Source organism: Proteus sp. MB838 (assembly GCF_054767435.1).
This window is the reverse complement of the sequence record NZ_BAABMO010000031.1, coordinates 15,989-29,261: the sequence shown is the minus strand read 5'-3', so window position 1 is coordinate 29,261 and position 13,273 is coordinate 15,989. Positions and strand designations below refer to the sequence as shown.

The following is a 13,273-nucleotide window of genomic DNA, read 5'->3' as shown; positions in this document are numbered from 1 at the left end:
ATTGAGGTTGCTGGTCTTAATTTTTTTAGTTTTTTATAGTTACTCAATGGGGCAAATATCTTCTGCTGGGTTAAATGATTTTGGTAAGTTAATATCATTATCATTTTTTATTTTTGCTCCCTTATTATACATCTTACCTTTCATCGAATCTAAAATTCGCAAGAAAAAAAACAGCAATCAAATACTGGCATTAAATGTCTTAGCTGGCTGGACGGTTATTGGTTGGATTGTTAGTTATGTTTGGGCTTTGGGGAATAACAACGAAAAAAATTCAGATATAAATGATAATAAAGCTGATTCATCTAAAGTAGAGAGAAAAACTAAACAATGCCCTTATTGTGCGGAGGATGTATTAGAGGCCGCAATAAAATGCAAGCATTGCGGTAGTGATCTACCAATTAAAGATAATAAAAATTAAATAACCTTTCTGTTAACAAACCACCTTCGGGTGGTTTTTTATTGGGGCTAATATGCAACATATTCCTCCTGAAATGCGAATAAGTATTACCGAACTCTCCTCTGATGATGCTTTGCTTGAACTTTATGAATTTGATTTAACCAAAATAGGTGGTATTCGGTACCGCTTTTTTGATGGACTTAATCAACGTAAAGAGCCGTTAATCTGGCAAGGAAACACCTATGAGCCTTACCCCGTGAAAGGTGAAGGCTTTTCTTTTAATGGCAAAGGCCCTTCAGGGCGACCCACTATTACATTGTCGAATTTATTTGGATTGATTACAGGGATTGCCAGTCAATTAGATAGTGCAATCGGTGGGCTGGTGGTACGACGCATTGTCAGCACTCAATTTTTAGATGCAGTAAATTTTCCTCAAGGCAATCCTAATGCCGACCCATCACAAGAAATTGTGACACGTTGGATCATTGAGCAGATGACCAGTTTAAATTCAGTAACAGCTACCTTTATGTTAGCCACACCGAGTGAGACTGACGGATTAATGCTGCCTGGGCGTGCTATTTTGTCTGATATCTGTAATTTTTGTTATCGCTCAGAAGAGTGTGGTTACAAAGGCCCCCCTGTTGCTGACGAATGGGGAAAGCCAACCACCGATCCACTAAAAGACAAATGTGGCAAACGTCTTAGTGACTGTAAGTTACGAAAAAACGAATCACGTATAGGCGCGTTTGTCTCCACTTCCCGTATTGGTAATAATTAACTCCCTCCTAAGGTGTTTCTTATGATAGAGCAAGCAATTTTGGCGCATGCGAAAGAGCAAGCGCCATCGGAGGCGTGTGGCTTATTGGTAAGTACCGCACAGGGTGAACAGTATTTACCTTGTGTTAATCAGCACGCTGATCCGAAAAACTATTTCACGATTTCTTTTGATGATTTTATTCGAGCCGAAAAGCAGGGCGAGGTGATAGCCGTTGTACACAGTCACCCTGATGGTCAACCTTATCTCAGCACCTTAGATCGACAACTGCAGGTGAACAGTGCATTGCCGTGGTGGGTGGTTTGTAATGAAAAAATTCATTGTTATCAGCCAGTATCTCATCTATTAGGTCGCCATTTTATTCATGGCTCAACCGACTGTTATGGGTTGTTTCGTGATGCTTATCATTTGGCAGGACATGATCTGCCTGATTTTGAGCGACATGATAATTGGTGGCGCCAAGGTAAAGAACTGTACCTAGACAATATGATAAGCAGTGGTTTTCGGCAGGTAAAAAAAGAAGCGCAACCCGCCGATATTATTTTGTGTTGCTATGCCAGCTCTCGTGCCAATCACGCGGGGATTTATTTAGGCAATCAAACGATTTTACATCACATTCCAAACCAACTTAGCAAACGCGAGGAGTATAACGAACGATGGCAACGAATGACGCACTCAATTTGGCGTTACCGCGATTGGCAACCTTCCGACTTTACGGGGATTTGCAACGATTTGGACGTCGCTTTGATTTAAATGTGAATACTGCTTCTGAAGGTCTTCACGCGCTTTTTATTCAACTTCCAGCATTACGCTTAGCTATTCGTGATGGTTGGTATCAAGTGCGCATTGCGGGTACTGATATTTCCCCACAAGATATTAACCAAAGATTCAATGAAACCTTACCTGATAATTCAGTAGTTCATATTGTGCCGAAATTATCAGGGGCTAAAAATGTCGGTGTTTTTCAATTTATTGCAGGTGCTGCTTTATTTTCATTGGGATGGTGGGGGCCAGCGTGGATCTCCGCAACAGTAGCGACTTCTTTGATGGCGGGCGGTGCAGCTATGATGATTGGTGGTGTCGCTCAAATGCTGATCCCGTCTCCAAAACCTCCCAATCTATCTCGTGGTGATGAAGAAAAAGGCAATACTTATTTTAGCAATCTTGATAATGCCGTTGCACAAGGAATGCCGGTGCCCATTGCCTACGGCGAAATTATGTGTGGTTCACGCGTCATTTCACAATCTGTTGAAATTATGGATGACAGTGACGGTGAAAATATCGATGCCGGCAAACACGGTGGTTAAGAGGAGTTCGTATCATGGGTAAAGGTGGTGGCGGTCAAAGAACACCGTATGAGGCACCAAACGATTTAACATCACGTCAAAAAGCGTCATTAATTGATTTAATCAGTGAGGGGCCGATTGAAGGCCCTATTCATATTCAAGGCTCGATGGATGATTTAGGGTGCATTTATTTGGATGATACGCCGGTGATAGATGGATCTGGCAATAGCACGATTAATGGAATGTATGCACAATGGCGGGCGGGTACCTTAGAGCAACCGGCAATGAGTGGTTTTACCGCGTCTGCGAATGAAGTGCCAGTGGGGATTGAGGTTAAATATAATTCCCCTGTCACTCGCACTATCACCTCGCCCAATATTGACCGCTTACGCCTAACCTTTGGTACGCAATCACTGGTTGAAACTAAAGATAATGGTGATCGAGTACCTACATCTGTTCAATTACAGATCCAAATCCAGCGCAATGGGGTATGGATAACAGAGAAAAACGTCACGATTAAGGGTAAACGCTCTAACTCTCCGTACTTGATGGCGGTTATTTTAGATGATTTGCCCCCAGTTCCGTTCAGTGTGCGCATGATCCGTATCACTCAAGACAGCACTTCTGACAAAATTCAAAATAATACCGTTTGGTCGAGTTATTCTGAGTTAGTGGATATTTCACAAACTTATCCGGGTTCTGCTGTTGCAGGATTAATGTTTGATAGTGAGCAGTTTGGCAATAAATTTCCGCGCCGTAATTATTTAATTAAAGGGCGTATTATTCAGGTGCCGAGTAATTATGATCCAGATAAACGAATTTATTCTGGGATTTGGGACGGTACCTTTAAACCGGCATTTACCAATAATCCAGCATGGGTATTATGGGATTTGTTAACTCATCCTCGTTATGGCATGGGGAAACGCCTCAATATTAGTGAGGTTGATAAATTCGCCTTATATGCGATAGGACGTTATTGTGACGAACAGGTTGATGATGGTTTTGGAGGAAAAGAGCCACGTATAACCTGTAATGCTTACATTACGGATATGCGTAAAGCCTATGATGTGATGGCAGATATGTGTGCCATGATGCGCATTATGCCAGTCTGGAACGGACGAACATTAACCTTTATTCAAGACAGACCGTCTGATGTAGTATGGCCTTATACTAATGCCAACGTAATTGATGGCAACTTCCAATACAGCTTTAGCGCATTAAAATCGCGTCACACTGCCGTCGAAGTTCGTTTTATTGATCCAAACAATGGTTGGAAAACCAGTGTTGAGCTAGTTGAAGATGATGCTAGCATAGCGCGCTTTGGACGCAATGTGATGCGCGTCGATGCATTTGGTTGTACTAGCAGAGGTCAGGCTCATCGTCATGGTCTTTGGTTGTTAACTACTGAGAAATTAGAAACTCAAACGGTTGAATTTAATATCGGTAGTGAGGGGTTACGTCATATGCCGGGTGATATTATCGAAATTGCTGATAATTATTACGCGGATAATCAAATTGGTGGACGTCTAACACATATTGATTATGCCTCTCAAACATTAACCTTAGATCGCAATATCGACACACCCAAAAGTGGTAAATCAAGCGTCACACTCCTCAATGCACAAGGTGATCCGCAATCTTATGAAGTGGTGAGCTATCCCGCATCTAATCAAATAAAGCTGGATATTTTTCCGTTAGGGTTACAAGAAGGTGGAATTTGGACATTAACACTTCCGTCTTTACGTCGGCGATTATTTCGTGCCATCAGCTTGGCTGATAACGGAGATGGCAGCTTTACGGTTATTGCAGTGCAACACACGCCCGAAAAAGAGGCTGTTGTTGATAAAGGGGCTAAATTTGAGCCAAAACCTGATACGCCACTAGGTGGATTTATTCCACCGGTTGAAAACCTTTCTGTGGATATCGAATCAGATACAAGTGCATGGCAAGTAGAAGCCAGTTGGAATACACCTTATTCCAGTCGAGGAGTCGATTTTTTATTAAAACTAACCACTGGTGATCGCATTGTCGGCACTGCCTCAACCACGGATACGATATATCGTTTTGGTGGTTTGCCTCAGGGGAATTATGTTTTATCCGTCCTGCCTCAAAATGATCGGAAACAAAAAGGCGAGGTGGCCACAACTTCATTTGCGATTAATCCACCATTACCACCCAGTTATATTGAGGTTGAGTCGGGCTATTTTAGTTTAGGGATTATTCCGCGATCTGGTGGTCAAAATAGCTTACGAGCACAGTATGAGTTTTGGTTTTCAGAAAAACAGATCACGGATATTCGTGATGTGGAAAATCGTGCTGAGTATTTAGGTATTAGCTCTATGTGGGTTATACAAGGGCGTAACCTAAAGGCTGGCCATACCTATTATATTTATGTTCGCAGTATAAACGTTGTAGGGTATTCAGAATTTGTTGAAGGAATAGGGCAACCAGAAAGCCACACTAGCGAAATACTAGATAATTTAGATAAAGAATTACAGGAAACGCAAGCATGGCGGAAGCTTAATGAAAAAGTTGAATGGAATGAAAATACAATAAAAAGGGTAGGTTATAATGAATATAATTTATCTCGAAAGTTTGAAAAATACAGTAAACAGACAGAGGAAACGATTAATGAGATCCGAACACAGATAGAAAATACGGAAGCTGATATTATTACTCAAAAGGAAGCAATTTCTTCTATCAAACAAGCTCAATCAAGTTATCAACAACAAGTCCAAGCTAAAATTAATCAGCAGTCAGGTATTCTCAATCAAAAGATGAATGCACAATTTACACAATCAGGAGGATATGCTCGGCATTCAATAAATATTACTATCGTCCATAATGGAATTAGATATAATGCAGCTGGTTTTATTGTTAGTGCCGAAATCAAAAATAAAAAAATAAACTCTTATATTGGATTTAATGCCAATAACTTTGCATTTTATAATCCCCAAAATAACCGAATGGAACTGTTTATGTCTGCTAAAAACGGACAATTTTTTATTCGAGATGCATTAATTGATAAAGCCATGATCAGAAAACTCGCGTTATCAGAGGCTATTACTTCCAATAATTATTCTCCCGAAAAGTCAGGTTTTATTCTTGATGTGAAAAATAACAAATTAGAAATATATGGTGGTAATGGGGGAACAACATTAACCAATCAAAATTTATATGTAAAAGACGAAACTGGGTATAACGTTGTTATTATTGGTGATATCACAAATGAGCGATAATTATGGAATGGTAATCAAATCTAAAAAATATGGAATTAATTTATTAAATACATCCGATAGAGTCGGCCGAATTGTTGGTTGGCATGATATTACTCCTATACCACTTATGACTAAAAAAATCTTTAGTTATGACTATTCTGATCTAAATAAATATGGAGAAGTATTTGCTTGGTTTGGGACTTCCTTTATGAGAGGGTTAGCCGGAGATGTTACTTTAAATATTAATAACGGGGTAATTATTCTCGAACTAGATAATGTTTATAGAAATGGCTTAATCGATATATATGATGACATCATTAGGTTATATTATGGAGTATATTGATGGGTAAATATGGCATTATTATAAAAGGAAAGGATCGCCATGTTCAAATAGATAGTTTTAATACGGTTATGAACTGTATTAGAAAGCAGACTGTTGTAATGAAAGGTGGGATAGTATCTGGAAATCAAGGATATTATACTGAATTACCGATCACCCCACATTCATCTACAAAGTTATTTGCTGTATCACCTAACAATGTTTTTGTTAAAGTTATTGGGGGAGCCATAAAAGGAAGTGACAAAAATATTCAGCTATCCCAACCTTATAATGACTCTTCGGGTAGTGTTGATGTGTTTGAATTTGGTGATTTTCCGAATAATATTTTTAAAGAAAAATATGGAGTCGTTATAAAAAATAGTAGTACAAAACAGACTGTTTATAACTCTAATTGGGGGGTGTTAAAAATAGTAGGATATTTTATTGCATCATGGAAAGAAGATATTGATTATCAATTACCAAATACAAAAGATTTAGCTTTCGTTTTTGGTGGCGGAATGGGAGGAATATGGGAGGATGGATTTGAAGGGTCTTGGATGGATACTTTTATTAAAAGAGTGGGAAATACGTTACAAGTAAGATATAAAGAAGCTGTTCTTTGGGGCACAGGCAGTGCAAATCGTGATTTATCTAGATTTCCAGCGATATGTTTAATTATTGATGTTGGAAATATAAATAGAATCTTGTAGTTCATTATCGGTAAAAGTAACTGTTGATTTTCAAAACAATCTAATCATTTATTGGGGGCTAGTTCGTAATCTATCGTTGACATTATACTTTCATTTTTTCTAAATTTATTTAACTAAATAAAATAGCACATCATTAAGAGAATATTTTCATTATCTACAAGATCTGTTTTGCTAACAGTAATATGAGAACTAGGTTCAGAAATTTCTAGCTGTGGTATAGTAAGATGAACGTTCATGACAATTATATTTGAATTTTGGAAGAATCTTTAAAGATAAATATACAAAAAATGTATATAATAAATTGTTTTATAATTGCTAAAATTTTCAATAAGTATAGTCTAGAATTTATAAACTCAACTTATTGAGCTATATGTAATTGAGTTTACGAAATGAAGAGAGAAAACTATGTTTAATTTAATAATGGGCGGCAGACCAAAAGCATTTGAATATTGGCCTATGTTTGTTGAAAAAGAAGGGACTGGGAGTTTTCCTATATCGCGGATGTTGGAAAATACGTCAGAGGAGATTCGTCAAAAACTGACCCCTTTGAATGAAAAGGCTCTATTTTTTATCGAAAGCCTCCCTGTATTATTTATGACGGAGAAGTACACTGACTGTGATGTTAAAAATTCTATTGATTATATTGATATAAGTATTGGTACGATATCAAATGTCAGAATCATGAAAAAAGATGTGTTCTTCTCCTTTAAGATTACAAAGAATTTTAAAAAAATTGCAATTACTGATGAAAATTCATATAAAAATATTCTGGAATTGGGTAGTTTCGGGCTGAGTAGAACTCATTGGGGAATAAAAAATAAAGATCTTCGGCAGATTTTGATTTCTTTAGAGTTAACAATAGATAGTAAATTTAAAAAATTGAATGAACTACCTTTAGCTGAGCAACATAATTATCCTGAAATTAGTGATGTTAGGACATTTTTAAAATATGTTCTTGATAAAGAAAAAAATGAAGATGAGGAAGTGTTTTATCGTGGCCATTCAGATTCCTCATATGAATTGGCACCTTCTTTATTTAGACGAACTAAAGACGGAAATTTTAAGTATTTACACTATGAATCAAATTTAGTTAGAGAAGCATTGACTGCAAGACCATCAGAATTTATAGATGATAAATCTATGCTAGATAAATTAGTGCGAATGCAACATTATGGACTTCCTACCCGTCTTTTAGATATTACATCTAATCCATTAATAGCATTATACTTTGCTTGTAGTAGTGTTAAATTTGATAAAGAAAAAAATGAGATTGATGGACATGTTATAATATTTAGAACCGATAGAGATAATATTAAATTTTTTGATTCCGATACTGTTAGTTGTATTGCTAACTTATCTATGCTTAATCATTCTCTTAAAGAAAAATTGGACTTTAAAAAAGAAAAAATAGAATTCAATAAAACAGAAGCCTGCAAAAAACTGCTACATTACATTAAGGATGAAAAGCCATATTTTGAAAATGTTATTGTTCCTTCAGATCTGGAACGTATTATCTTCGTTAAGGGAAGAGCTAGCAATGAACGGATATTATCTCAATCAGGAGCTTTTTTATTGTTTGGAAATAACGCTGTTTTTCCAGATTTAATTTCTGGAGAAGAATCGGAACTAACACAAGAATTTAAAGTTGAAAAACTAGTAATCAAAAATAAAAAAAATATTCTGAAGGAATTGTCTAGGCTGAATATCACTGATGCTACTGTTTATCAAGGCATGGAAAGAACAATGAAACTAATTGCTAATAAATATTCAGTAAAAGAATAAAATCACATAATAACTTATATAGGCTGAAAATAAACATATACCTAATTAATTGACATGTAAATTATGAAGATGTGCGCAATGTGAAATAGTGGCAACACAACTACCGATCCCCAAAGTTTTATCAAAAAAATATCTCCTATTATGAAATTTAACTTAGATGAAACATTTATTACCAAGGGCGAGCTTATGAGAACAAAAAATTTTACTAAGACTTGTCGCTATTTTGGGAATAGTAGAGAAACTTTTTATACTTGGAAAAGAACTTATGAACGAGATGGCAAGAAAGGATTAATCAACAATAAACCCTGCTCTGAAGATCCAATCAGAAGAGTTGTAAAACACATCGAAGAGATGGTTATTTATCTGCGTATGACTTACCATTTCGATTCTAACGTATCACTTGGTATCTTCTACTGTTTCATAACATCAAAATATCACGTTCTGGTCGCTACTATGTATTACTAAGAAACAAATTAAATCAACTTCCTCAAAATCAGTGAAGTTGATCTAAATCACTATTTAAATGTTATCAGAAACAAGTACAAGGGCATCATGTTCAGGTTGATGTGAAGTTCCTATTTTTTTAATACGCCTTATGGACTACGAATAATTCTTTTTTAAAATTAGTTAACAAAAGTTTTTCGAAGTCTTTTATAAAATTATACGATAATAAATTTTAATTTCATTCTGTACTATTAATTGAATGAGGAATAGGTTGCATTAGGAACGTAGTTTTTTAACATTCGATGTCATTTCAGTAATTGCAGCCTTGAGCACTTGTAAACAAATTTTAGCTGTATGCTCTCTAGGTGTGAAGCCCGATAACATTTGTTGATAAGGGTGGATATAATTGCGGAAATCTCTTAAAGTATGTGAAAACTTATAAGTATCAAGTTGAATTAGTTCTAAATCTTTTGCAACATTAATAAAGGCTGCAAGATTCCAATCATGAAATGGTTGAACTTTACCATCACGTCCTTTAGGGGATGACTTCACCGTATTAAATGCTCGCGGATAACTAGAAGCTAATCCAAGAAAAACCCCTTCTAAGGTACTACCAGCGATTAGTATCGTAGAAAGATAAGCGGCCGAATTATATGTTTTTTCAATTTCTTCAATTCGTTTGTTAAGTACTTCAGTTACGTTAATGTCTAAGCCTAAATCAGAGATAGTGAAACCACTAAACTCGCGATTTAAAAAATCAGATTCAGATAGATTACTGGATTGCAAGTTATCATCATTTAACTCCACTTTATGAAGTTTCTCGAAAGTTATTTCAGCACCATTTCTGATAACTCTCCATTTATCAAAAGCTAGGTATTGATTAAATTCGGCAATAAAGCGATCCAACTCGTCAATACGACTAATAAAATTGATAGGGTTGAATATTTCTTTGATGCACTTGTCAAGTCGTGGAGTTCCATTGATTGTATCTAGACAATCATCTGTATACTTCCAACGAGAGGGAAAGCCTTGTCCATATGAGTGATTAAAACCTAGTGTATTAAAAAATTTAACTAATTTAGGTCCGGAACGATACTCTGTCTCTTCATTTATTAAGTTTCGAAGTTTCTCACTTGTTTTACTGCTGATGTTCATTCAGATTCCTTTAGTACATAAAAATCATTTTAAGCAGAGACTCTGCATTTTTATCTCTTTATAATGCCGTTTTTATTTTGTTATATCAAAGAGAATTAGTATGTTAATGATGGATAAATAAATTAAACTATACGGTGTTATATTAGTAGGATATATGACTATCTGTGAGTGTTTTTATATAACTGATTAATAACCCATAAAAAATTGCAGAGAAAGGTAAGTTTTATATATTTATCTAAGTTTATAAGTACATATATAAGTAGAACTAAGTTGTCTTAGAACTATGTATATACGTTACTATTTCTTCTTAAGAAAAAGTGATATTGTTATTGGTATAAATTTTTTTGCATCAACATGTATACTAAATCACTGTTGCAGATTTATGTTAAATTTGAATATATAGAAAAATTACCTGATGTTGGTAAGTGTCAAAATAGTTATATTTAGCTATTTTAGGTAGAGAAATAACTTTATTAGTGGCTGTAATTATTAATTTACAACCACTATTTTTTAAATATTTTATTCTTTTTCAAAAAAATTATCCCATTGCTTAGCATCTTCTGAGAGCATAACAACACAAAGACTAGTCATGTTTTTTAGTTCTTTTATTTTATTGTTGTTACCACTGCTGATTATTAAGTCATAATTGGTCTTTTTAGTTTCACTCCTCATCTCACCTATTTTACTTGGGCAAATTAAATTATTGCTACCAGTTGAAAATAATCTAATACCATAGATAAAAAAATCTTTTTTTATTTCTTTATGTGTTGATGTATTCCATAGATGGGTAGGAAACATATTTGGTTGATACTTAGTACCGTTTATCAAAAAATAGTGGTTTTTATTATCAATAAAACCAATGGAATATAATGATATATTAATCACTTGAATGGCTAGGGAAGGGAACAAAAGAAATGTGAATATTATAGCTGTAATAATTCCGATTAATGTTTTTTTTATTATTGAGAGGATGTTTTTATCTTGTGATTCTTTTTCATTATAAAAGATAATTGCAGGGAGAAGTGATAGGAATGTAAATGCAAACATAAGTAATAAAACTATTAATAATGAGATTGTTTTTTCTCCAGAAATATCTCTTAGTAAAAACACAAAAGGAATAGAAAATGATAATGTCGAAAGTGATATTATTATTGAATCAAACAATGTTACAAATATTGTTTTTAGTTTAAAGTTATTGTTAAATATTGAAATAATAATAGCACCTGCGAGCGATAATAATATTGATATTATTATATATAAATTAGATGATAGTGTTTCGTTATTTGATGGGTATAAATTAGATAATAAGAGTGTTAATAATATCACATTAACAATTAAGCTAACTATGGGTATATGAACACGCGTTCCAATTTTATTTTGAAAGTTAGAACGATATAGAATAAGAATTGAACTTGGTAAAATAAGTATTAATGCAATTAAAAAAGATAATATTGCTGAGAATACTAGTAATGATAATAAAGCACTATAAATAGAAAAAGAATCAATTAGTAAATCCAAACGATCAATACTATTTAAATAGAACCAAATTATAAGACCTGAAATAATAATTGTACATGGGATTATTTTAATATAATGTTTATTGCTTTATAACAAATTATTTTTAAAATATTAGCTTCTTTATTTAGCATAATCTTTCCTTAAAGATATAAATTATGAATCCTACTACTTAAAAAGCAATAATTATTGCATCAATTAAAAATACTTCAACAGCACTATTCTATAAGCCTCAACAATACTCTCTTCATTTGTATGTTTAGTAATAAATATCTGATAATATTCATTAAATGAGCATCGTTGCTTATAGAAACAATAATCTGATAAAGGATGCATTTTTTTAGCATATATTGATGGATAGGGGTTGTTTTATTCTTGTTCATCCAAGATATCAACTGATCAACAGTTAAATCAATAATTTTTTATCAACTTCAAGCCAATGATAATGATGATGTTCATTTTTACGAGAGGGACCTTTAACAATATTAATTTCAGTATTTAGATGAATATCTAAAAACAGATACGTTAATATTATTGATGCTCCTTGGCAACAATTAAGTGGATAAGTATAGAAAAATGGCAAATCCATCTGCTCATGATTTTGTTGAAAGGTAGTGTGTAATGCTTTAGCTGTTGCAGTATGCTTTTTATACATATTTTTTCCTCTAGTTTTTTACTCCGTATTTAAGGTAGCAAATTTAAACTGATCTAATGATAGATAAGCATTGTTTAACAGCCTATACAATGCTAAAAGTCAGAACCTGACAATAAAATATATCTTATTAACTAATAAAATAAGTAGTATTTTAAATATTGATGCTACGCCACATGGGTTGGACAGAAGCCGCTGACTTAATCATTAAAGGTATGGAAGGCGCAATCGAAGCGAAGACCGTTACTTATGATTTCGAACGTCTAATGGACGGCGCTAAATTGCTGAAATGTAGCGAGTTCGGTGACGCGATTATCAAGCATATGTAATTGTTGATTTGATAAATAGTTAACGGGAGCTTATTAGTTCCCGTTTTTTATTGTCAATTTTGAAATGGTTATCAAAACGAGTTATCAAAACCACCTGAAATTTGAGCAATTAAATCACGATTTTTATCTAATTTTTGGCGTTCAAGTTGTTACCTGATTACTCAGCGTCGAGTTTTGCTTTTCAGCTATAAAGTAATTTATCGGTGATCCCTAAAAAACCTGTCGCTTTTGGAACGCTATAACCTTGTTCGCTGACTAATGCGACCGCCTCTTGCTTAAACCCAGTAGTATAAACACTGTTTGTTCGTTTTTTCATTTAACACTTCAATAGTTAGATTATATTCCATTATTAATGTGTTCTGTTTGATAAAGCAGATCAGACGGTTTTATTCTCATGAAAAAAACGTATCACGGCATTCATCCTAACGCACCTAAATTCGCCCGTAATGATATTGATGGTTACAAAGAAGGTGACCCAATTGATATCCCTGATGACCATTTTATTTCCGTTCGTATACAGATGCCTGAGTAATCAATCTATAACGTGAGAATACGTGAGATGGAAGAAGCGTAGAAAGTGGAAGAGGAGCGCAGACAAAAAGAAGAGAAGATGAAAGAGCAATAAATAGCTTTCATTTATATTAATATAAAAAGATAATCACAATATAAAAGTCAATTATATTGAGATTAT

The 13,273-nt window shown here is 34.3% G+C and carries 13 protein-coding genes and 2 pseudogenes; 11 read left to right on the top strand and 4 right to left on the bottom strand.

Translation table 11 applies throughout. The annotated features are described in order from the left end of the window. Positions 1-46 precede the first annotated feature (46 nt). The 9 genes and pseudogenes from ACYUCW_RS13410 to ACYUCW_RS13370 all read left to right on the top strand — a co-directional run. The gene (locus ACYUCW_RS13410; protein WP_460408778.1) at positions 47-418 is read left to right on the top strand and encodes a superinfection immunity protein; all 372 of its coding nucleotides are present in this window, start codon (positions 47-49) and stop codon (positions 416-418) included. Between the two features lie 52 nt (positions 419-470). Beyond that, on the top strand, positions 471-1,175 hold the full coding sequence (locus ACYUCW_RS13405) for a phage minor tail protein L (RefSeq protein WP_070486639.1): 705 nt from the start codon (positions 471-473) through the stop codon (positions 1,173-1,175). Positions 1,176-1,196: 21 nt separating this feature from the next. Continuing rightward, complete coding sequence (locus ACYUCW_RS13400; RefSeq protein ID WP_460408776.1) at positions 1,197-1,925, top strand: C40 family peptidase; 729 nt, start codon at positions 1,197-1,199, stop codon at positions 1,923-1,925. Continuing rightward, positions 1,829-2,479 carry a tail assembly protein gene (locus tag ACYUCW_RS13395; protein WP_460408775.1) on the top strand — a complete coding sequence of 217 codons (651 nt, stop codon included), beginning with the start codon at positions 1,829-1,831 and terminating at the stop codon, positions 2,477-2,479. Before ACYUCW_RS13400 ends, ACYUCW_RS13395 begins: the two co-directional genes overlap by 97 nt. 14 nt (positions 2,480-2,493) lie before the next feature. Next, positions 2,494-5,697, top strand: coding sequence for a TipJ family phage tail tip protein (locus ACYUCW_RS13390; RefSeq protein WP_460408773.1), 3,204 nt, complete (start codon positions 2,494-2,496; stop codon positions 5,695-5,697). Further along, complete coding sequence (locus tag ACYUCW_RS13385) at positions 5,687-6,019, top strand: hypothetical protein (RefSeq protein ID WP_460408772.1); 333 nt, start codon at positions 5,687-5,689, stop codon at positions 6,017-6,019. Before ACYUCW_RS13390 ends, ACYUCW_RS13385 begins: the two co-directional genes overlap by 11 nt. Continuing rightward, positions 6,019-6,705, top strand: coding sequence for a hypothetical protein (locus tag ACYUCW_RS13380; RefSeq protein ID WP_460408771.1), 687 nt, complete (start codon positions 6,019-6,021; stop codon positions 6,703-6,705). Before ACYUCW_RS13385 ends, ACYUCW_RS13380 begins: the two co-directional genes overlap by 1 nt. 405 nt (positions 6,706-7,110) lie before the next feature. Beyond that, positions 7,111-8,487, top strand: a complete 1,377-nt coding sequence (locus ACYUCW_RS13375) for an FRG domain-containing protein (protein WP_460408770.1) — start codon at positions 7,111-7,113, stop codon at positions 8,485-8,487. Between the two features lie 192 nt (positions 8,488-8,679). Beyond that, positions 8,680-9,105, top strand: a pseudogene (locus ACYUCW_RS13370) (transposase family protein); the annotation flags it as partial. 102 nt (positions 9,106-9,207) lie between these two features. On the opposite strand, the gene ACYUCW_RS13365 reads toward ACYUCW_RS13370, so the two are convergent. The 3 genes from ACYUCW_RS13365 to ACYUCW_RS13355 all read right to left on the bottom strand — a co-directional run bounded on the left by ACYUCW_RS13365 (position 9,208) and on the right by ACYUCW_RS13355 (position 12,256). Beyond that, positions 9,208-10,086, bottom strand: a complete 879-nt coding sequence (locus ACYUCW_RS13365; protein ID WP_004247897.1) for a hypothetical protein — start codon at positions 10,084-10,086, stop codon at positions 9,208-9,210. Between the two features lie 519 nt (positions 10,087-10,605). Further along, positions 10,606-11,604, bottom strand: a complete 999-nt coding sequence (locus tag ACYUCW_RS13360; RefSeq protein WP_460408768.1) for a hypothetical protein — start codon at positions 11,602-11,604, stop codon at positions 10,606-10,608. A gap of 403 nt (positions 11,605-12,007) precedes the next feature. After that, the gene (locus ACYUCW_RS13355; protein ID WP_004247901.1) at positions 12,008-12,256 is read right to left on the bottom strand and encodes a hypothetical protein; all 249 of its coding nucleotides are present in this window, start codon (positions 12,254-12,256) and stop codon (positions 12,008-12,010) included. A gap of 158 nt (positions 12,257-12,414) precedes the next feature. Here ACYUCW_RS13355 and ACYUCW_RS13350 point away from each other — a divergent pair. After that, positions 12,415-12,582: pseudogene (locus ACYUCW_RS13350) on the top strand (isocitrate/isopropylmalate family dehydrogenase); the annotation flags it as partial. Between the two features lie 181 nt (positions 12,583-12,763). Here ACYUCW_RS13350 and ACYUCW_RS13345 read toward each other — a convergent pair. Then, a complete protein-coding gene (locus ACYUCW_RS13345; protein ID WP_026090445.1) occupies positions 12,764-12,898 on the bottom strand; it encodes a transposase in 135 nt (44 codons plus the stop codon). 72 nt (positions 12,899-12,970) lie between these two features. Between ACYUCW_RS13345 and ACYUCW_RS13340 the strand changes: the two genes are divergently transcribed. Continuing rightward, positions 12,971-13,114: a phage tail fiber protein gene (locus ACYUCW_RS13340; protein WP_441339073.1), complete on the top strand. Its 144-nt coding sequence runs from the start codon at positions 12,971-12,973 to the stop codon at positions 13,112-13,114. The last annotated feature ends 159 nt before the right edge of the window (positions 13,115-13,273 follow it).

Bases quoted from the DNA above. Each gene is read 5' to 3' on its own strand.
- ACYUCW_RS13345 (WP_026090445.1), bottom strand. From the start codon at position 12,898: ATGAAAAAACGAACAAACAGTGTTTATACTACTGGGTTTAAGCAAGAG.
- ACYUCW_RS13385 (WP_460408772.1), top strand. From the start codon at position 5,687: ATGAGCGATAATTATGGAATGGTAATCAAATCTAAAAAATATGGAATT.
- ACYUCW_RS13405 (WP_070486639.1), top strand. From the start codon at position 471: ATGCAACATATTCCTCCTGAAATGCGAATAAGTATTACCGAACTCTCC.
- ACYUCW_RS13400 (WP_460408776.1), top strand. From the start codon at position 1,197: ATGATAGAGCAAGCAATTTTGGCGCATGCGAAAGAGCAAGCGCCATCG.
- ACYUCW_RS13365 (WP_004247897.1), bottom strand. From the start codon at position 10,086: ATGAACATCAGCAGTAAAACAAGTGAGAAACTTCGAAACTTAATAAAT.
- ACYUCW_RS13395 (WP_460408775.1), top strand. From the start codon at position 1,829: ATGGCAACGAATGACGCACTCAATTTGGCGTTACCGCGATTGGCAACC.
- ACYUCW_RS13380 (WP_460408771.1), top strand. From the start codon at position 6,019: ATGGGTAAATATGGCATTATTATAAAAGGAAAGGATCGCCATGTTCAA.
- ACYUCW_RS13410 (WP_460408778.1), top strand. From the start codon at position 47: ATGGGGCAAATATCTTCTGCTGGGTTAAATGATTTTGGTAAGTTAATA.
- ACYUCW_RS13355 (WP_004247901.1), bottom strand. From the start codon at position 12,256: ATGTATAAAAAGCATACTGCAACAGCTAAAGCATTACACACTACCTTT.
- ACYUCW_RS13375 (WP_460408770.1), top strand. From the start codon at position 7,111: ATGTTTAATTTAATAATGGGCGGCAGACCAAAAGCATTTGAATATTGG.
- ACYUCW_RS13390 (WP_460408773.1), top strand. From the start codon at position 2,494: ATGGGTAAAGGTGGTGGCGGTCAAAGAACACCGTATGAGGCACCAAAC.